Annotated in this window: 14 protein-coding genes; 3 read left to right on the top strand and 11 right to left on the bottom strand. The window is 32.7% G+C overall.

The genetic code is table 11. The features are described 5' to 3' along the window. Window positions 1-5 precede the first annotated feature (5 nt). The 10 genes from gatA to FLY87_RS04850 form a co-directional block, all read right to left on the bottom strand. Window positions 6-1,460 carry an Asp-tRNA(Asn)/Glu-tRNA(Gln) amidotransferase subunit GatA gene (gatA, locus tag FLY87_RS04895; protein WP_141266444.1) on the bottom strand — a complete coding sequence of 485 codons (1,455 nt, stop codon included), beginning with the start codon at window positions 1,458-1,460 and terminating at the stop codon, window positions 6-8. 519 nt (window positions 1,461-1,979) lie between these two features. Further along, window positions 1,980-3,080, bottom strand: a complete 1,101-nt coding sequence (locus tag FLY87_RS04890; RefSeq protein ID WP_141266442.1) for a tRNA-dihydrouridine synthase — start codon at window positions 3,078-3,080, stop codon at window positions 1,980-1,982. Continuing rightward, the gene (gene pdxA / locus FLY87_RS04885; protein WP_012545509.1) at window positions 3,080-4,030 is read right to left on the bottom strand and encodes a 4-hydroxythreonine-4-phosphate dehydrogenase PdxA; all 951 of its coding nucleotides are present in this window, start codon (window positions 4,028-4,030) and stop codon (window positions 3,080-3,082) included. Before pdxA ends, FLY87_RS04890 begins: the two co-directional genes overlap by 1 nt. A gap of 28 nt (window positions 4,031-4,058) precedes the next feature. Continuing rightward, window positions 4,059-4,670, bottom strand: coding sequence for an outer membrane lipoprotein carrier protein LolA (locus tag FLY87_RS04880; RefSeq protein WP_012546180.1), 612 nt, complete (start codon window positions 4,668-4,670; stop codon window positions 4,059-4,061). 4 nt (window positions 4,671-4,674) lie between these two features. Beyond that, a complete protein-coding gene (locus FLY87_RS04875) occupies window positions 4,675-6,261 on the bottom strand; it encodes a peptide-binding protein (RefSeq protein ID WP_141266439.1) in 1,587 nt (528 codons plus the stop codon). Then, entirely contained in the window at window positions 6,262-6,585 is a 324-nt protein-coding gene (secG, locus tag FLY87_RS04870) for a preprotein translocase subunit SecG (RefSeq protein ID WP_012546661.1), read from the bottom strand. A 21-nt stretch (window positions 6,586-6,606) separates the two neighbouring features. Beyond that, window positions 6,607-7,347 carry a triose-phosphate isomerase gene (gene tpiA / locus FLY87_RS04865; protein WP_141266437.1) on the bottom strand — a complete coding sequence of 247 codons (741 nt, stop codon included), beginning with the start codon at window positions 7,345-7,347 and terminating at the stop codon, window positions 6,607-6,609. A gap of 108 nt (window positions 7,348-7,455) precedes the next feature. Continuing rightward, on the bottom strand, window positions 7,456-8,220 hold the full coding sequence (locus FLY87_RS04860) for an acyl-CoA dehydratase activase (protein WP_141266435.1): 765 nt from the start codon (window positions 8,218-8,220) through the stop codon (window positions 7,456-7,458). After that, window positions 8,217-9,485, bottom strand: a complete 1,269-nt coding sequence (locus FLY87_RS04855) for a double-cubane-cluster-containing anaerobic reductase (protein ID WP_141266433.1) — start codon at window positions 9,483-9,485, stop codon at window positions 8,217-8,219. The genes FLY87_RS04860 and FLY87_RS04855 overlap by 4 nt, the downstream gene beginning before the upstream one ends. 164 nt (window positions 9,486-9,649) lie before the next feature. Continuing rightward, window positions 9,650-10,810, bottom strand: coding sequence for a class I SAM-dependent rRNA methyltransferase (locus FLY87_RS04850; protein ID WP_141266421.1), 1,161 nt, complete (start codon window positions 10,808-10,810; stop codon window positions 9,650-9,652). Window positions 10,811-10,992: 182 nt separating this feature from the next. On the opposite strand from FLY87_RS04850, the gene ppdK reads away from it, so the two are divergent. From ppdK to FLY87_RS04835, 3 genes are read left to right on the top strand one after another with little or no spacing between them, the layout of a single operon-like run. Next, window positions 10,993-13,647, top strand: coding sequence for a pyruvate, phosphate dikinase (gene ppdK / locus FLY87_RS04845; RefSeq protein WP_028842726.1), 2,655 nt, complete (start codon window positions 10,993-10,995; stop codon window positions 13,645-13,647). Window positions 13,648-13,690: 43 nt separating this feature from the next. Beyond that, complete coding sequence (locus FLY87_RS04840; RefSeq protein ID WP_141266419.1) at window positions 13,691-16,738, top strand: exodeoxyribonuclease V subunit beta; 3,048 nt, start codon at window positions 13,691-13,693, stop codon at window positions 16,736-16,738. Next, complete coding sequence (locus FLY87_RS04835; protein WP_181405989.1) at window positions 16,731-19,514, top strand: PD-(D/E)XK nuclease family protein; 2,784 nt, start codon at window positions 16,731-16,733, stop codon at window positions 19,512-19,514. The genes FLY87_RS04840 and FLY87_RS04835 overlap by 8 nt, the downstream gene beginning before the upstream one ends. Here the strand turns inward: FLY87_RS04835 and dapF are convergent. Next, entirely contained in the window at window positions 19,469-20,299 is an 831-nt protein-coding gene (gene dapF, locus FLY87_RS04830; protein WP_028842728.1) for a diaminopimelate epimerase, read from the bottom strand. The genes FLY87_RS04835 and dapF overlap by 46 nt on opposite strands. Window positions 20,300-20,303: the final 4 nt, after the last annotated feature.

Genomic DNA, 20,303 nt, shown 5'->3' with positions numbered 1-20,303 from the left:
CTCCTTTATAAAAGAGGTTTCATTTTATGCCATGGTGTTGATTGTTCATAGGCATAGGCTAATTGTAAAATTCCTGCTTCATCAAATGGTTTTCCTATTATTTGTAGTCCTACCGGTAATCCCTTTTCACTAAATCCACAGGGTATGGATATTGCAGGCACTCCTGCAAGATTTACAGAAATTGTAAAAATATCAGAAAGATACATCTGAAGTGGATCATCTATTTTTTCACCAATTTTAAATGCAGGAGATGGTGCTGTTGGAGTTACAATAAAATCAACTTTTTCAAAGGCTTTCTCAAAATCATTTTTGATTAGAGTCCTTACTTGCTGGGCTTTTTTATAGTATGCTTCATAATATCCAGCTGAAAGAGAATAAGTTCCAAGCATAATTCTTCTTTTAACCTCTGCTCCAAAACCTCTACTACGAGTTTTCATATACATTTCAAGTAAATCTTTACCCTGTACTCTTAGCCCATATTTTACACCATCATATCTGGCGAGATTAGAGGAAGCTTCAGATGTAGCTATAATGTAATAGGTTGCTACAGCATATTCTGTATGAGGCAATGAAATCTCAACAGGTATGCAACCAAGAGATTCAAGTTCCTTAATTGCATCTTTTATCCTTTCTTCAACCTCTTTATCCATCCCTTCTATAAAATATTCCTTAGGAATTCCTATTTTGATTCCTTTTACTTCTTTGCCAAGATATTCTGTAAAATCAGATGATTCAATAGGAACAGATGTTGAATCCATAGGGTCATGTCCTGATATCACATTCATTAACAAAGCAGCATCAGCTACACATTTTGTAATTGGTCCTATTTGGTCAAGTGATGATGCAAACGCAACAAGTCCAAATCTGGAAACTCTTCCGTATGTTGGTTTTAATCCCACAACTCCGCAGAATGAAGCAGGTTGCCTTATTGAGCCACCTGTATCCGAGCCAAGTGCAGCAATACATTCATCAGCTGCTACTGCAGCAGCACTACCACCAGAACTTCCACCAGGGACCCTTTCTAAATCCCAGGGATTTTTTGTAACATGAAATCCTGAATTTTCGGTGGAAGAACCCATGGCAAATTCATCCATGTTAGTTTTGCCTATAAGGATATATTTATTATTCAAAAGTTTTGAGGTTACAGTGCTTTCATAGGGAGGATAGAAATTGTAAAGTATTTTTGAGGCACAGGTAGTAAGGATACCTTTTGTGCAGATATTGTCTTTAACTGCTATGGGAATTCCTGTTAGTAAACTTTTTTTTCCAGAAAAAATTGCATTTTCAGCCTCTCTTGCCATATCATAGGCTTTTTCAACATTAAGAGTGATATAAGCTTTAACTTTACCTTCAACTTCCTGAACTCTTTTGAAAACATCTATTATTATTTCGTGTGGTCTCACTTCTCCCTTGGAGATTAACGGGACAAGCTCTGTCAATTTCAATTTGTTCAGTTCCAAAATTTACCTCCTTCTTCTTTTATGAGATACCATCCAAAAACTTAAAATTTATTGAAAATCAATAAACTACAAGTCCTCTTATTTTTCAATTACCTTTATCTGCCACTTTGCCTTACGTGGTGTCATTTCTTGCTTTTCCTGTTATCATTCAAAACCTTTCTTTGTCTTTCAATGCTCTTCTATTGTTCCGAGAAGCGTTTCTCTTCTGTCATTCTACTTTCTTTCTGTCATTCCGAACGAAGTGAGGAATCCCCTCCTTTTTTACAGGAGACCCCTCGCTAAAGCTCGGGGTGACAGTAAAAGTGTCATTCCGAGGCTGCATAATCAGCCGAAGAATCCCATCTATTTTTTTCTGTTGAACAAAAGCGAAATTCCTTGCACATATTGAGGGTGCTTGGAATGACAAAAAAATAAGGAAACCCTTCGCTTTTGCTCAATATATCCCTTTTAGCACAGATTTCTCTGGACTTCCTCCCTCAAAATGACAATTGCTAAATTTAACAACTAAATTAAAGCATTTTATCTCTTTTTTTCAAGTTGGGTGCATTTTACATAGTCTAATTTTATAAATCGCATGCATTCATTACAAGAAATACAATCAGATTTTTCTTTACCCTTCATCCATTTATTTGGCAAATCAGGTTCACGGATTAATGGTCTTGAAAGAGATATTAAATCCGCGTCATTTTTCTGCAAAATATCTTCTGCTACTTGACGAGAGCGTATCCCTCCTACAAGCATTATAGGAACCTTTAGATTTTTTTTGAATTCTTTTGAGAACTCTCTGAAGTAAGCTTCTTTTTCAGGTGAGTCAATCTTCATTCTCACAGGTCTTTCTTCTATTTTTGATTCTACAATTCCTCCACTTACTTCAATTGCGTCAATTCCCATATTTTCAAGACGTTTTGCTATTCTTAGGCTTTCTTCGAGAGTGAGTCCATTTTTTACAAAATCACAGGCATTGAGTTTTATCATGACAGGATAGTCATATCCAACGTTGTCTCTTATGCTATTGTATACTTCTTCAAGAAAGTGAAATCTCCTTTCTTCATCTCCTCCCCAGTAGTCATTTCTTCTGTTTGTGTATGGAGAAAGAAACTGATTAATAAGATATCCATGAGCTCCATGAATTTGAACTCCGTCAAATCCTGCCTCTTTTGCTCTTCTTGCAGCTTTACCAAAAGATTCAATTATTTCCCATATTTCTTCTTGAGTAAGCTCTCTCGGCATCACTTTATACACAGGTTCATAGACTGCTGATGGTGCTACAGGAGGATTTCCATAGAGAAAAATAGATGCACACTGTCTTCCACCGTGACTTAACTGAATTATAATTTTGCCACCTGCTTCATGAACTGAGGAAGTGAGTTTTTTTAAGCCATCAATATAAAAATCATTATGAATGCAGAGCATTTTAGGAGCACTTCTGCCAGATACATGTACAAGAGCATTCCCTGTAATTATGAGTCCAGCACCGCCTTTAGCAAGATTCACATAAAAATTTATCAACTGTTCAGTTACAAAACCATCTTCATCAGCCATTTTTTCATAGGTTGCTGAACGAACAATTCTGTTTTTCATTTTAATTGTTTTAATCTCAAAAGGAGAAAAAAGTTTCATTAAACCTCCATCCTTACTGCAAGTTTAATAGCCTCAAGGAGGCTTGTTGGCTCAGCCTTTCCCTGCCATGCTATATCATAAGCTGTTCCATGATCAGGAGATGTTCTGATAAATGGAAGACCTACTGTGAAATTTACTCCTTTGTCAAAGGCAACAAGTTTAAAAGGTGCAAGTGCTTGGTCATGATACATAGCAACAACCATATCAAACTCTCCTTTGTAAGCTCGCCAGAAAAGAGAGTCAGATGGATAAGGTCCTGAAACATTTATGCCTAAAGCTTTTGTTTCTTTTATTGCTGGAGTGATTTCTTCAATTTCTTCTCTTCCAATAATCCCTTCTTCTCCTGCATGGGGATTAAGTCCACATACTGCAATACGAGGATTTTCTATACGAAGCATATCGCAGGCTTTTTTTGCAAAACAGATTGATTTTATTACATTTTCTTTTTTTATTAAATAGGGAACTTCTTTCAGAGGCACATGAATTGTTACAAGAATTACTTTTAGATGTTCACTATAAAAAGCCATTGCATAATCTTCTGTATCTGTTAGTTCTGCAAGCATATCTGTATGCCCAAGCCATGGAAGTCCTGCCATTTTTAAAGCTACTTTTGTAATTGGACATGTTACAATTGCCTGTACTACTCCGAGTCTGTATAGTTCTACAGCTTTTCTTATATAAGAAAAACAAGCTCTTCCTGATTCTTCAGAAGGAGTCCCTTTTAATAATTTTGATGGATTTTTGATTTCATTTAGATTTAACATCTCAATGTTATCTAAATCAAAATCCATTCCAATTACCTTTATCAATTCTTTAATAACGGCTTTATCTCCTATTACAATAGGATTACAAATTTTATATATATCTTCCTGTGCAAATGCCTTAACAATTATTTCAGGTCCAACTCCTGCAGGGTCTCCCATTGTAATAGCAATTCTTTTTTTAGCCATTTTTACCTCCAAGAAATTGATAGAATTGTTAATATTTTAGAACTGTGTCATCTTTTTTGGGAACGAATTTAAAAATAGAATCTTTAAGATTGATATTTATTTTTACTGAATAAAAGTCTATCTTCACTGTATTTGATGCATTATCAGTAATTTTGAGAGATTTTATTGGAAAGTCTTCTTCATGAATGATAAGTTCAATTTTTTTGATATTCCCCATTTTAGTTTTAGGGATGAGGATTAAAGTGTTTTCTGATTTTTCTGTAATTTCAAAATCTTTTTCAATGTCAGCCATTCGTGATAAAAGAGCAAGAGGAAGTTGTCCATATTTTTCTTCTGAAAAACTGCTCTGTATTGCCTGTTTTCTTATTTTGTCGTATACAATGAGAGTTTCTTTATTAAGATAAATAATCTGAGGAAATTGTCCTTCATACTGCCATCTGATTCTATCAGCTTTTATAAAAAATTTCCCTTTAAATTTTTGAGTTTTATCTAAGTCTTTGATGTAGCTTGTTTGAATAAAAGTTCCACTTGCATCGTTTATATTTTTGTAAGCATTATTGAGCTTTGTAATTGCGTTATCCTGAGCAAAGACAAGATTAGCAAATAGAAAAATAAATAAATTTATCAATAGAATTTTCATATTTTTAATTATACCAGTCCAGACGATTTTTTGGCACATACCAGTGGATATAGTTATACCAGATTCCCGCAGGAGCTAATTCAATACCTTTTATTCTTTTATTAACAGCAATTATTGTATCTGGAACATAAAGGAATGTATAAGGCTGGTCTTCAGTAATAAGTTCATGAACTTTTCTGTAAAGTTTTTTTCTTTCTTCTCTACTAAGAATCTCTCTTGCTCTTTCAATAAGTCTATCCACCTGAGGATTACTATAACCTACAAAATTAAACTCTCCTGGCTTAGTTTTAGATGAATGGAAAATATCATATAAATCAGGATCACGAGAAAGTGACCATCCAAGCAAGACTGCCTGAAACTGCCTTTTTGTAACAAGTTCAAGAAAGCTTTGCCATTCAAGAACTCTTATATTAAGTTCAATTCCTATTTTTTTAAGCTGTTCCTTGATAATCTGGGCTGTTTTCAGCCTTGCCTCATTTCCCTGATTAACAAGCAAAATAAACGAAAATTTTCTGCCATCTTTTGTTAATATTCCATCTGTATCCTGTTTCCAGCCAAGTTCAAAAAGAATTTTTTTTGCTTTTTCAGGATTGTATTCAAAATCTCTTACATCAGGATTAAATGCCCATGAAGTTGGAGGAAAAGGACCTGTGCATGGAGTTCCATAACCAAGTAAAACTCCTTCAATTATTTCTTTTTTATTTATTGCATGAGCAATTGCCTGACGGATTTTTTTTTCAGAAAATAGAGGATTTTTCAGATTGTATCCAATATATGTATATCCAAAAGAAGGATATCTATAAACATTAAAATATTTTTTAAAATATGACTTTTCACCGTAATATTTATATTGAGCAGGATTAAGTCCCATAAAATCTATTCCACCAAATCTTAATTCAAGAAACATTGTGGAAGGATCCGGGATAATTCGTGAGATAAATTTTTCAAAAAAAGGCGCACCTTCATAATAATCCTCATTTTTTTGAAGAATAATCCTTTGTCCTGTAATCCATTCTTTCATTTTATATGGACCTGTTCCAATCGGATTTCTATTAAGAGGAGACGAGAATAACTCCCTGCCTTCAAGTAAATGTTTGGGTAGTATACCCATTCCCCATGACTCAAGAGCAGGAGCAAAAGGCTTATCATAAACTACCTTTATCGTATATTTATCAATTGTTTTTACTTCTTTTACAGGACCGTAATTGCTGCTGTAAGGTGTTGGATTTTTAGGGTCTGTGACTGCTTTATATGTGAAAACAACATCATCTGAGGTGAAATCAACACCATCATGCCATTTTATTCCTTTTCGTAAATGAAAAATTATTTCTTTACCATTCTTTGATATTGTCCAGCTTTCAGCAAGGTCACCAACTATGTTTAAATCTTTGTCATACTTTGTAAGTCCATTAAAAATTCTTCCACTAATATCAGCACTTGCGCTATCAGAAGCAAATAGTGGAAGAAGCCTTTTGGCATCAGCTGAGGAAGCTCCTGTCAGACAAAAGGGTTCTTTTACATCAGGAGCTTTTTCACATGAAACTGTAAATAATGTTAGAAGCAGAAAAAAGCCAACATATTTTCTTAACATTTATTTTTGTTGAGGCTGTTCTCCTACTGGTTGCTGTGCTGGTTGAACTGGCTGAGTTTGAACAGGAACATTTACATCGGATACGACTGATTTACTTCTTGTAGTGATGTAGGTCAGAAAGAATGATGAAAGCATAAATAAAACAGCCACTATGGTTGCAACCTTGTTAAGAAATGTGGCAGCACCTCTTGGTCCAAACAGTGTCTGTGAAGACCCTCCACCAAATGCAGGACCAAGTTCAGCTCCTTTACCTCTGTGAAGTAACACTACTGCAATCATTACAAAACAAAGTATTATGTGAAATATTAAAAGTAAGGTTTTCATCACATCCTCCTTAATTTATAATTAATACTTTACAATTTTTGCAAACTTTAAAGGATCTAAACTTGCACCACCAACCAGAACTCCTTCAACATTATCAATTGCCATAATAGACTTGATGTTTTCTGGAGTCACACTCCCCCCGTAAAGAATCCTAACCTCATTAGCTCTTTCACCATAGATTTCCTTAAGCTGATTCCTTATGAACAAGTGTGATTGTTTTATTTGCTCTTCAGTGGCTACAATGCCTGTTCCAATTGCCCATACAGGCTCATAGGCAATTGTAAGGGCTTCTGGAGAATTTATTTCCAACAGTCCATTTCTGATTTGAGTTTTTAAAATTTCCATTGTTTTATTGTTCTGTCTATCTTCAAGGGTTTCACCAATACAGAAAATCACTTTTAATCCTTCTTTAATACAAGCATGAATCTTTTTATTAATAATGTCATCATTTTCATAAAAATACTTTCTTCTTTCCGAATGTCCGATTATTACATATTCAACACCACAATCCTTTAGCATTGCCGGAGATACTTCACCTGTGTAGGCTCCTTTGTTTTCATAGAAAGCATTTTGTGCACAGAGTTTTATGCTGGTATTTATCAAAGCCTTGCCAACGCTCTCAATACAAATAAAAGTTGGTGCGATACCTATCTCTCTGCCGTTTAACCCCTTAGTAATTGGAATAAATTCGTCCAGAAATGCAAGAGCTTCTCTCACTGTTTTATGCATCTTCCAGTTGGCAACAATAAATTTCTTAGGCATAATTAAACAGTTTAATTAAAAAAAGAAGTTTTAGTCAAATTTTAGTATTTTTATTTCTTAAACTGTTCAAAAATCTGAAATTTACTGAAAATTAATAAATCACAGGTCTCATTTTCCTTGTTCTATAGAGCTTTTTTCTGCATAAATTGCAGCGCCTAAAGCACCGGCAAAATGATGTTTTTCATGAATTAGTATTCTCTTTCCGATATCAATTTCAATAAGTTTTTTAAGAAGTCTATTTCCTGCACATCCTCCCGCAAAGACAATATCTTCCTCTAAGGATATCTTTTTAAGCATTGATATGACCCTTTTTGCTATGGCTCTATGAATTGCTATGGCAATTTCTTCACGGGATATCCCCTTTGATATAAGAGAAATAACCTCTGATTCAGCAAAAACAGTGCACATACTGCTAATTTGTAAGGGACTTTCAATTTTTCCTTCTATTTTCCCAAATTCGTCAATTGAGTATGCCAATGCCGATGCCATTATCTCAAGAAATCTTCCTGTTCCCGCCGCACATCTATCGTTCATCTCAAATTTCTTTATATTTCCCCTTTCATCAAGACTTATTATTTTTGTATCCTGTCCTCCTATGTCAATAATGGTTCTGCAAGAAGGCATTAAAGCCCTTGCACCAATTGCAAAGGCTTTAATTTCTGTAATTGTTGGAATATTTCCATTGAAACTCAAAAGATGTCTCCCATAACCTGTGGCAACAGCTTTAATTGGACTGTATTTTTTTAAAATTTCTAAACTTCTGTTTAGAGGTTCATATGATGTTTCAATTTTAAACCAATCTATAACCGTCCCTTTTTCAATTAAAACAGCTTTTATGTATCTTGAACCAATGTCTATACCAAGAAAGCTCATCTGAGCGTCTCAATAAAAGCTTCAACTCTTGTTTTAAGTTGTCCAAAATCTTCCATGCTGTAATCTGTTTCAATACGCATGTAGGGAAAATCAATCTTTTTCTCAATTTTGAATGCTTCCATCATATAGGGAGTGCAGAACTGAAGGGCACAGTGAATCACACCATCTGCCTTGAGTTCTTTGAAGATACTTTTAACATTGTCAATTCTCTCTTTGTTTGGAGTAAAACAGGCACAATCAATTCCCATATATCTCATTGCAATTTTTCCTAATCCTTCATCAAGGGAGTTAAAGTTTTCATCGGTCAACTCTCTAAAATTTCTACTTCCCACACAGGACTCCTCACCGACAACAACAGCACCGCTGTTTTCAACTATTGCATGAAGTTTCCAGTTAGGTATTGCAAATGGACTACCTGATATAAGAATTCGCGGCGTTCCTTTTGGCGCGATACCATTACCTTTCCTGACCCTCTCTTCAAGTTCGTCGCAGAGTTCATTTACTTTCATAGTAAATCTTACAGGGTCATCGTAAAAGGCAATCTGATTTACAAGCAATGCATCAAGTCCTGAAATTGTAGAAGGGTCATATGCCCTTAGTTTGCTAAGCCTTTGCAGTGCAAGTCTTTTTTGGTTAACAATTTCTGTCGCTTTTTTAAGAAGGTTAAGCGTTATCTCTTTGCCTGAGATTTCTTCAATTTTATCTTTAAATTTTCTTACTTCCTCAAGCCAAAGTTTTCTATCAGAGTCATTTTTCATATTAGGGATTTCCATAACGTACATCTTTCTTGTAATTTCATCAAATATTTCATAGGCTTTCTTTTTTCCATCGCAGGTTGTCTCTCCCACAATTAAATCAGTTAGCTCCACATAGGGACAGAGTCCTGAAAGCTTAAATCCCATAAATGCCTTGATTAAAGCGCAGGTGTTTCTCGGAACATATTTTTCCGCCTCCTCAAATCCAACTTCTGCACCTGCACAAAGCCCTACAAAAACTCCATCTACTGCGAGCACAAGTTCTTCAGGGACATATACGCAAAATGTGCCGATTACTTTTCTTTTTTCTTTCTTTGCTTCATAGAGTTCTTCAATTCTTAATCCATGAACTTCAGATATGACAAAATCAAAATACTTCATTCCCTCAGGTCTGTTTTTCTGGGAGAGATAAATGTTTTTATAGGCATCGGAAAGAACTGAGAGAAGCCCGTCATGTTTACCTAAATTCAATCCTATTTCTTTCCATAATGTCGTGTAGTCTTTGGACATGGTTATTCCTCCAGTTTTTCGGAAATTTTAAAAAAGGAAAATTTAATATGTCCAATAGTTTTAATCTATATAAAATTTTTCAATTATAATTTTTTACTATTTCTAATGGGATACTGTTCAGAAATTGGTTTTCAGCGTTATAAATAAATGGTTCTGAGCCCCTTCTAAAATACTCTAAGCATTAAACACTTTAGGTAGGATGTCTCGGGCATTGTAAGAAGAATCGGGTGGTCTTTGCTTTGTGTTCCTTTATACAGAAGTATTCCTGTTTTTTTAGAAGCTTTAAACGTCTTTTTAATTATTTCTAAGAAATCAGTCTCAGAAATATGTTGAGAACAAGAAGAAGTCGCTAAAATACCGTTTTTTCTCAACAGCTTTAAAGCCATCCTGTTTAGATTAACATAACTTTCAATAGCATCTTTCTTTTCCTGTCTTGATTTAACAAAGGCAGGTGGGTCTACCACGATGAAATCATATTTTTTACCCTTTTTTGCTTCCCATCTGAGATAATCAAAGACATCAGCTTTTATGAATCTGCATTTATCTTGCACATTGTTCAGCATTGCATTCTGTTTTGCAATTTCAATTGCTTTTTCAGAACTGTCAATGCCTGTTATGTTTGCTCCCCTTTTAGCTAAATGTATACTCCATGCACCTACATAACAGAATAAATCAAGTCCTTCGCCTGAGCTTATGAGGCTTTTAAGATAGAGTCTATTTTCTCGCTGGTCAAGAAAAAAACCTGTTTTTTGCCCATGCAAAGGGTCAAAATAAAATTTTAAATCGTCTTCTTTGGTCATTATTAGGTTATCAACACAACCCTTTATAACCATTTTTTCAACCTTTAATCCTTCTTTGACTCTTGGTTGAGCGTCATTCCTTAAGATAATTACTTCAGGAACAAGCAATTTATCAAGTATTTCTACAATTAAATCCTTCAATCTTTCCATTCCTGCAGTTAATATCTGAATGACAAGGCATTTACCGTATTTATCAACTATTAATCCTGGTAAGAAGTCGGATTCACTAAAGATTAATCTATAGCTTTCCTTTAAACCCAAAAAGTCTTCTCTGTATTTATGGCTCTTTTGAATTCTTTCACGTAGAAAATTCTTATTAATTTGTTCATCTCCGAAGCTGAGAAGCCGTACTGCTATAACTGATTGAGGATTTATGTAACCTGTGCCTATGATTTTATTTGTTTTTTCTTCAAATACTTTTACCAAACTACCAGCATTGATATGTGTAATATCTGACAAAATTTCATTTTGATAGATCCATAAACTACCGTGTCTTTTTAAAGGCTTAACAAATATTTTTTCCATGAAGCTTAGTTTGAAAATAGTTTTTTAAAAAAGTCAAGATTTTCTTGAAAAAAATTTCTTTATCATTGTAATATGAATAGCTACATAAATAATTTTCACTTAGGAGGACTTTACAAATGGCATCAAAGACTAAAAAACAAACAAAGCCTCTAAAAAAAGTTTCAAAAACCAAACAATCAAAGATTAACAAAAAATATGTTTACTACTTCGGAGATGGGAAAGCAGAAGGAACAGCTCAGATGAAAGATTTATTAGGAGGTAAAGGAGCTGGACTTGCAGAGATGACCAATTTAGGCATTCCTGTTCCTTCAGGATTTACTATCACTACCGAAGCTTGTCGCGAATATTTCAAGCAGGGAAAAAGATTTCCCAATGGAATGTGGGAGGAGGTTTTAACTCATCTTAAAAGAGTTGAAAAATCTATGGGATGTAAATTTGGCGATCCCAAAAATCCTCTGCTTGTATCAGTAAGATCAGGTGCAAAATTTTCAATGCCTGGAATGATGGATACTGTCCTCAATCTTGGACTTAATGATGATACTTTAAAGGGGCTTATAGATAAAACCAATAATGAAAGATTTGCTTATGATACCTATAGACGATTTATAACAATGTTTGGAAGTATTGTTACTGATATAGATAGGAAGAAATTTGAAGATTTACTTGATAAAGTTAAAGAGAAAAAAGGTGTCAAATTAGATACAGAGCTTGATGCAAAAGATTTTAAAGCAATTGTAAAAAAATATAAAGAGTTGTATAAAAAGGAAACAGGCAAAGAATTTCCATCAGACCCCTATGAACAGCTTAAAATGGCAATTAAAGCAGTTTTTGATTCATGGTATGGTGACAGAGCTGTTACATATAGAAAACTTCATGGAATACCAGATGATCTTGGCACAGCCTGTAATATAGTTGCAATGGTTTATGGTAATATGGGTGAAAATTCTGGAACAGGTGTAGGTTTCACAAGAAATCCATCTACAGGTGAAAAGAGATTTTTTGCAGAGTTTCTACCTAATGCACAGGGTGAGGATGTTGTAGCAGGAATCAGAACGCCTCTTAAAATTGAAGAACTTAAGAAAAGAATGCCTAAAATTTATGCACAACTTGAAAAAATATGCGAGAAGCTTGAAAAACATTATAGGGATATGCTTGATATAGAGTTTACTATTCAAGAAGGAAAACTCTACATGCTTCAGACAAGAGTTGGAAAAAGAACAGCAGCAGCAGCTATAAAAATTGCTGTAGATATGGTTAATGAGAAACTTATTGATAAAAAAACAGCTCTTTTAAGAATTGAACCTGAACAGTTGAATCAACTTCTTCATCCTACAATTGATTCAACAGCAAATGTTAAAGTAATTGCTAAAGGTTTACCAGCAAGCCCTGGAGCAGCAGTTGGTAGGGTTGTTTTCTCTGCGCAGGATGCTGAAGAGTGGGCAGAAAAAGGAGAGAGAGTTATTCTTGTTAGAAATGAGACTTCCCCAGAAGATATTGGAGGAATGGCTGCAGCTCAAGGGATTTTAACAGCACGGGGAGGTATGACATCTCATGCAGCAGTTGTAGGAAGAGGAATGGGGAAATGCTGTGTTGTTGGTTGTGGAGCGATCAATATTAATGAAGAAGAAAAATATTTTACAGTTTCAGATATTAAAGTTAAAGAAGGTGATTATATAACATTAAACGGAACAACAGGAGAGGTTATTCTTGGTGAAGCACCTCTTGTAATGCCTAAACTTCCACAGGAGTTTTATACAATCATGAAATGGTCTGAAGAAATTAGCAGACTTCAGGTAAGGGCAAATGCTGATACTCCAAAGGATGCTCGTGTTGCAAGAGATTTTGGTGCTACAGGAATAGGGCTTTGTAGAACTGAACATATGTTTTTTGATGCAGAAAGAATTAAAGCATTCAGAGAGATGATTGTTTCAGATACTGTTGAACAGAGAAGAAAAGCTCTTGATAAAATCAAACCTTATCAGAAAGAAGATTTCATTGGTATTTTCAAGGAGATGAAGGGATTGCCTGTAACAATAAGACTTCTTGATCCACCACTTCATGAATTTTTACCAAAAACAGAAGAAGAAATAGAAGGGCTTTCAAATGATATGGGAGTTTCTGTAAGAAGAATAAAAGCAAAGATTAAATCTCTTGAAGAATTCAATCCTATGCTTGGACATAGAGGCTGTCGTCTTGGAATAACTTATCCAGAAGTTTATGAAATGCAGGTAAGAGCAATAATGGAGGCAGCCTGCGAATTGGCAAAGAAAAAGATAAAAGTAATTCCAGAAATAATGATTCCTCTTGTTGCCCATGTCAATGAACTCAAAATAATGAAAGATTTAACAGTAAGAACAGCTGAAGAAGTTATGAAAGCTTATAATGTCAAAATCAAATATTCTGTAGGTACCATGATAGAACTTGCCCGTGCTGCTATAACAGCTGACCAGATTGCTCAGGAAGCGGAGTTTTTCTCTTTCGGAACGAATGACTTAACTCAGTCTGTTTATGGACTATCAAGAGATGATGCAGGTAAGTTTTTGCCTTTTTATATTGACCATAAAATAATTGATGAAGACCCATTTATATCAATAGATACTGAGGGTGTTGGTCAGATTATGGAAATTGCGGTTAAAAGGGGAAGGAAAACGAATAAAAATCTCAAGCTTGGTATTTGTGGAGAACATGGAGGAGACCCTGCATCAATTGAATTTTGTCATAAAATCGGTCTTAATTATGTGAGTTGCTCCCCTTATAGAGTTCCAATAGCTAAACTTGCAGCAGCACATGCAAAATTAAAAGAAAAAGGGAGGGAAGTTATAAGAGCTTCAGTTTAGTTCTTAATAGATTAAGGGATTTGTAATGTATTAAACTAAATTAATGACAAAGAGCTTAGAGCTCCAATTTCCACATTATATTATTCTGAAAGCATCTGCTGGTTCGGGAAAAACCACAGCCCTGACCGAAAGATTTGTATATTTTTTGCTTTCAGATGATATTCCAAATAATTCATTAAAAAATATTCTTGCCATAACTTTTTCTAACAATGCTTCCTATGAAATGAAAGATAGAATAATAGAATGGCTCAAGAATTTATATTGCAAAGAAGAAAATTCTTTAAATAGATTGTCAGAACTTCTAAGGCTATCTCCTGAAGAACTTTCCCTTAAAGCTGGACAAATACTTGATGAAATACTCAACAATTATTCAGATTTTCAAGTAAAAACTATTGATAGTTTTATGACTTCAGTTTTTAAAGCTTCAGCAATTGATTTTGATTATAATCCAGATTTTGAAATTCTTATGAATAATCAATCTCTCATGCAATACAGTTATGATTTGTTTTTAAAGGATATTGAAGAAAATTCTATTAAAGCCGATTTTTTTGAAAAGGTTATAAAAATTATAAGTTTAAACAGTAAAACATACCTCTGGAACCCAGCGGATGCAATTTTTAATGAAATTAAAGGATTACATTCCAAAATTTATAGTACTGACAAGGAGTTTATAGTTGCCGGGGAATATATAGAAATGAAAAATAATATTGAGGTTGAACTTACAAAAATGATGCAACTTCTGAAGAAAGAAATTAATGATTCAGGGCTTGAACTAACCCGTTCAACTAAGATTCTGGATGATTTTGATAGAATAATTGAAAATAAAAATTTTAGAGAACTTTTAGAAAGGGGGATTAAGAAAGCACCTGTAAATAAACCTAAAAATTCAACTCTATTACCGAAATATGAAAAAATCGTTAACTTGTGGAGCGATTTTATTGATATTCTAAATAAATATGCTTTTTATTATGCATTAACTTTTTATTTACCATATCTTGAAGTTTACAAAGGATTTGAAAATTTACTGAGTCAAATAAAACAAAAAGAGTTTAAGATTTTTATTGAAGATATCAATAAAATGCTTTCTAAATATCTTAATAACTTAATTGTTCCTGATATATATTTTAGACTCGGAGAAAAAATACATCATTTTTTTATAGATGAATATCAGGATACATCTCCATTGCAGTGGAATAACATAAAATTTTTAATTGAAAATGCACTTGCTGAAAATGGAAGTCTTTTTGTTGTTGGTGATACAAAGCAGGCTATATATAATTTTCGGGGTGCAGATTATAAAATAATGAAAACATTGGAGCAAAATGAAGTGTTCCCATCAGCAAACAAGATAGTTAAAACACTTGATAAAAATTATAGAAGCAAGAAAGTAATTATTGATTTTATAATGAAAATTTTTAAAGATAAAATTTCAAACCATCCTATTTATAGTGAACCTGCCAGATATACAGGACTTCATGAGTGTGAGCAGATTGCAGAAGAGAAATTTTTTGAAAAAGGCTATGTTGAGCTTAAAACATTCAGTGAAGATGAAGAGGAAGAAACCAATATAAAAAAATATCTTGTTGAAACCATATATGATGTCACTAATAGGGGTTATCTTTTCAAAGATATAGCAATTCTTGCTTTTAAAAATGAACAGGTTGTTAACATAACACAATGGTTAAATGATTTACAATTACCATTTATATCTTACAGCAGTCTTGATGTTAGAAAAAGAAAAGTTACTTCAGAGATTTTAAGCTTTCTTCAATTTCTTGATTCTCCGATAGATGATTTTTCTTTTTCAGCTTTTTTGTTGAGTGATATATTCAAAAATTTAATTAACAATGAAGGAATAGATTTCTGCCCTGATGAATTTCTCTTAAAATATAGGGATAAATCTCCACTTTATAAATTTTTTGAAAAAGATTTTCCTCATATTTGGGGCAGATATTTTAAAGACCTCTTTCGTTTTTCAGGATATTTGCCAGTTTATGATTTACTTTCTGTTGCGTTAAGTACTTTTAAAGTGTTTGAGACTATGCCAGATGAAGAGGCAACGTTTCTTAAATTACTTGAGCTTATCAAAAATTTTGAAGAAAAAGGATACAGCAATATTAAAGCATTGATAGACTTTTTTGAAAGTCCCGGGGATGACGAAACTATATGGAACATAAATCTTGGAACAGATATAAATGCTATACAGGTTATGACTATCCATAAAGCCAAAGGATTAGGCTTCCCCATTGTTTTTGTCTATTTAAAGAATGAACATACTCCAAAAAATAGATATGTTCTCCATGACGTAGAAGAGGGCATACATATTTTAAAAGTTACTGATAAGATGGCAGAGAAAAATGAATTTCTTTTACAGATAAAAGAGGATTTGAAAAAATCAGAACTTGCAGAGATGTTGAATACTCTTTATGTTGCATTTACAAGAGCAGAAGATGAATTATATATTTTATGCAGGACTGATAATGAAGATAAATTTCCATTTGATATTCTTTCAGAATACCTTAATAATAACATCGGTAATAAATTATTTAAAGATGAATCAGTAATACTACCTAAATCTTTAGAAATTCGGGCTAGTCATTATCCAGTATTATTTGATTTTTCCGTGTCAAATGAGATAGTTCATTTCGCTGAAAAGAATAGAGGCGAGTTTATACACAAAATTCTTGAACAAATAGAATATGCTAACGAAGAAGTTTTGGAAAAACTAAATAGTCAGATAGAAATATTGAATAAAGAGTTTTATGGTAATTTTTCAGCTTCAGAGATAAAGGAATTGATAATTGATATGATAAATCATCCTGATATAAAAAAATTTTTCAGTTTAATGCATGAAAAAGTCTTGAATGAATTTGAAATTATAGACAAAAACGGTGTCATTCACAGAGTTGACAGAGTTGTTGAGGATAAAGAAAGTGTTACTGTAATTGATTACAAAACAGGTCATCCTCAGAAGGAGCATTTTTTACAGGTAAAACTTTATATGAATATACTATCAGAAATTTTCAAAGATAAAAAAATCAATGGATATCTTTACTATCTTGATTTAAGAGAGGTTAAACAGATTGAGTAATACATTGAAACTAAGTTTCCTGAAAGATGAACAAATTGTTGTAGTTGGTCATTCTGATGATTTAATTCAAAAAGTTATAGAAATGCTTGAATTTCAAAACTATGACTATTCTAAAAATCTCGTTGTTTTCCCTGGTAAGAGACCTTCATATTATTTAAAAAAAGCCCTTGCTCAGAGACTAAACCACTCTTTTATTCCACCTTTGATTTTTTCAGCAGATGAATTTGTAAACTTTTTATTTAAGAAAATAAGCAATGCCTGTTTTATTGAAGCAGTTGAAGCTGTTGGAATTATTTACGAAATTTGTTTAAGACATGATTTATTGACAACATTTTTTAGAAAATTTGACAATTTTATTTCCTTTGGATTTAAGCTTTTTAATCTTTTTGAAGAACTATATATAGAGGGAATCTCTATACATCAACTTAAAGAAGTAGAAACGCTTATTGATATTCCAGCTAAATCTCAGGAAAAATTACGATTTCTATCTATTGTTTATGAAGACTTTTATAAGGAATTAATAGATAGAAATCTATGCACAAGAGCATTGAGATATAGAAAATTAGCAGATAGTGATGATTTAGAAAGTTATTTAAAATTTAACAATTTAATTTATGCTGGTTTTTTTGCTTTTACAGCTTCTGAAAAAAAAATATTACAAAAATTAGCGACTTTAAAAAATTTCTATTTTCTTTTCCAAGAAGAAGTGAAATTTGATAAAAAACTTTTTGATAAGATCAATTTATATAGCTGTCCTGATACTCATGCAGAAGTCAAAGTAGTTGGACACCTTATAGAAAACTTTCCAATTGATGAAAAAACAGTGATAGTTTTACCAAAATCTGATACACTTTTCCCCTTATTAAGACAGGGTATTACATTTTTAAAAGATGAGGATTATAACATATCAATGGGATATCCTTTATCAAGAACTCCAATTTATGGTTTTTTTAATAATCTTTTTGAAGCAGTAAACTCAATGGAAAATAATCAAATTTACGTTCCAGCTTATTTTAAGTTTGTACTCCATCCATATACAAAAAATGTTCTTGTGAAAAACAGCGCTGAACTAAGTAGAATAATTTTTCATCAAATAGAAGATTTATTCAGATCTGAAGAAATTCCTCCATTTGTTGAGCTTGAATGGTTAGAAAAAGAAGTGCCTGAAATAATATCAGCAAATTTGAAAGATTTTAATCTTACAGTTGATGATATAAAAGAGCATATCAAGCTAATTCATAACAATACAATAAAGAAATTTATAATAATTAGAAACATTGAAGAATTTATAAATAACTGCAAGGATGTTTTGCTTTTTATTTATGAGAAAACTACAGCAAGATTTCATTATTTATTTTATCCTTATGTTGAATTTTTTATTGCTCAATTTGAAAAAATAGCTAACTCTACAATAAAATCTTTTCAATTTGAACATATAGAGTCTTATTTCAATTTTTTTAAAAATCTTGTAATATTTGAAAATGTCCCTTTCCATGGAACACCATTAAAAGGGTTGCAAATATTAGGATTTCTTGAGACGAGGAATATCAAATTTAAAAAAGTTATTTTTCTTGATTTAAATGAAGGTGTTTTCCCAGATCTTTCTGAAGATTATCTACTACCTTATAGCGTAAGAAAAATTATTGACTTACCTGTCTATCAAGATAGAGAAAAGCTTATTTATTACTACTTTTCCCTTTTAGTTAATAATGCAGAAGAGGTGCATCTTTGTTACATAAAGAATGATAAAAATGAAAGGTCAAGATTTATTGAAAAAATTATATGGGAAATAGAAAAAAGTGTTTCCGAGAAACTTAATATACCAATAAAATCAATTTCATGGTCAGTAAATCTGGCAGCAAAAAGACCTTCAGAAATTTATAAAACAGAACAAATAATGACAATTATAAACAGTCTTTGTCTCTCACCATCAGCCATTGATGTCTATCTTGATTGCGGGTTAAAGTTTTACTATTTTTACATACTTAAGTTAATAAAGAAAAAAGATATTTCTACAGAGATTGAACATTCTGATATCGGCATAATTGTCCATGAATCACTTAAACAATATTTTAAATTAAGAAAAGGAAAAAAACTTCATCCAGGAGATTTTGGAAATGATATTGAACTAATTGTCAACGATATATTTTTGAAAAAGTATGGTAGTAAAATAACAGGCAATCTCTATTTAATAAAATTTCAGATACTTCAAAGACTATCTGAATTAATAGAATACTACAGAAAAATGGCTAAAGAACATCAATTGAAAATTCTTGAAGTGGAAGAACTTATAGAAGAAAGCCTATTTGACACAAGCTTTAAATACAGGATAGACTTGGTTGAAAACATTGATAGCTCTATTATAATTGTTGATTATAAAACATCAGGAAATGAAAATAACTATAAAATAAAATTTGATAAACTTGATATATCAGATAGACAAAGTTGGTCAAAATATATTGGCAGTCTTCAAATTCCTATATACATGCTTCTATATTCAAGAAAATATAGCATTAATCCTCTTAATTTGAAGGGGCATTATTTTTTACTTGGAAAATCTTTAATAAATGATGAAAAAGTTAGATTTGATCCGTTTACTCAGATAGATCAAGAAGAAGGTATAAAAATTGTTTCAATTATTTTGCAAACCTTGCTTAATGAGATTAAAGATAAAAATACACCTTTTGAACCAACCTCTGATTTTAAAAATAAATGTAAATTTTGTGATTTTCAGCCAATTTGTGGAACTTTTACAACTCCTTCAAAAACCTCCTGAGCTGGTCCTGTCATATAAACATGTCCATCAGCAGCCCATTCAATTAAAAGGTCTCCACCAAGCAGATGTACAGTGACTTTTTTGTTTGTAAATTCCTTAACCATAGCGGCTACTGCAGTAGCACAGGCTCCTGTCCCGCAGGCAAGAGTTTCTCCTGCTCCTCTTTCCCAGACACGCATCACAATCTCAGAAGAGTTTTTTACATAAGCAAATTCAACATTTGTTCTTTTGGGAAAAATTGGATGGTTTTCAATCAGTGGTCCGTATTTTGTAACAGCAAAGTTTTTAGGCTCTTCATCAAGGAATATCACAGCATGGGGGTTTCCCATACTTACACAGTTTATTCTTGCATGCCATCCAGATACTTCAAGCATTAAATCAAAGGCAGAGTCTCCTTCTACATCAACTGGAATTTTATTAGGATGAAACTCTGGCTTTCCCATATCAACCTGAACAAGTTCTCCAACTTTCTTTGGCTTAATAATTCCGGCAAGAGTTTCCACCTCAAGAACATCTTTATTTGATAATCCTCTGTCCCATATGTACTTTGCAAAACATCTTATACCATTTCCGCACATTTCAACTTCAGAGCCGTCGGCATTAAAAATTTTCATCTTAAAATCTGCTATCTGAGATGGATACAAAAGCAGGAGTTGATCTGCACCAATGCCAAAACGACGATTACAGTAATGAATTGCGAATTCTTGAGGTTTTGGCAAATCATTTTTAAGACAATCAATCAATATAAAGTCATTACCAAGTCCATGCATTTTTACAAAATTGATCTTT

Origin of the sequence: Thermodesulfovibrio sp. Kuro-1, assembly GCF_006538445.1 — a bacterium.
Classification (GTDB): Bacteria; Nitrospirota; Thermodesulfovibrionia; order Thermodesulfovibrionales; family Thermodesulfovibrionaceae; genus Thermodesulfovibrio; species Thermodesulfovibrio yellowstonii.
Note: the sequence above shows the minus strand (reverse complement) of the source record. Positions and strands in the feature narration are given on the sequence as shown.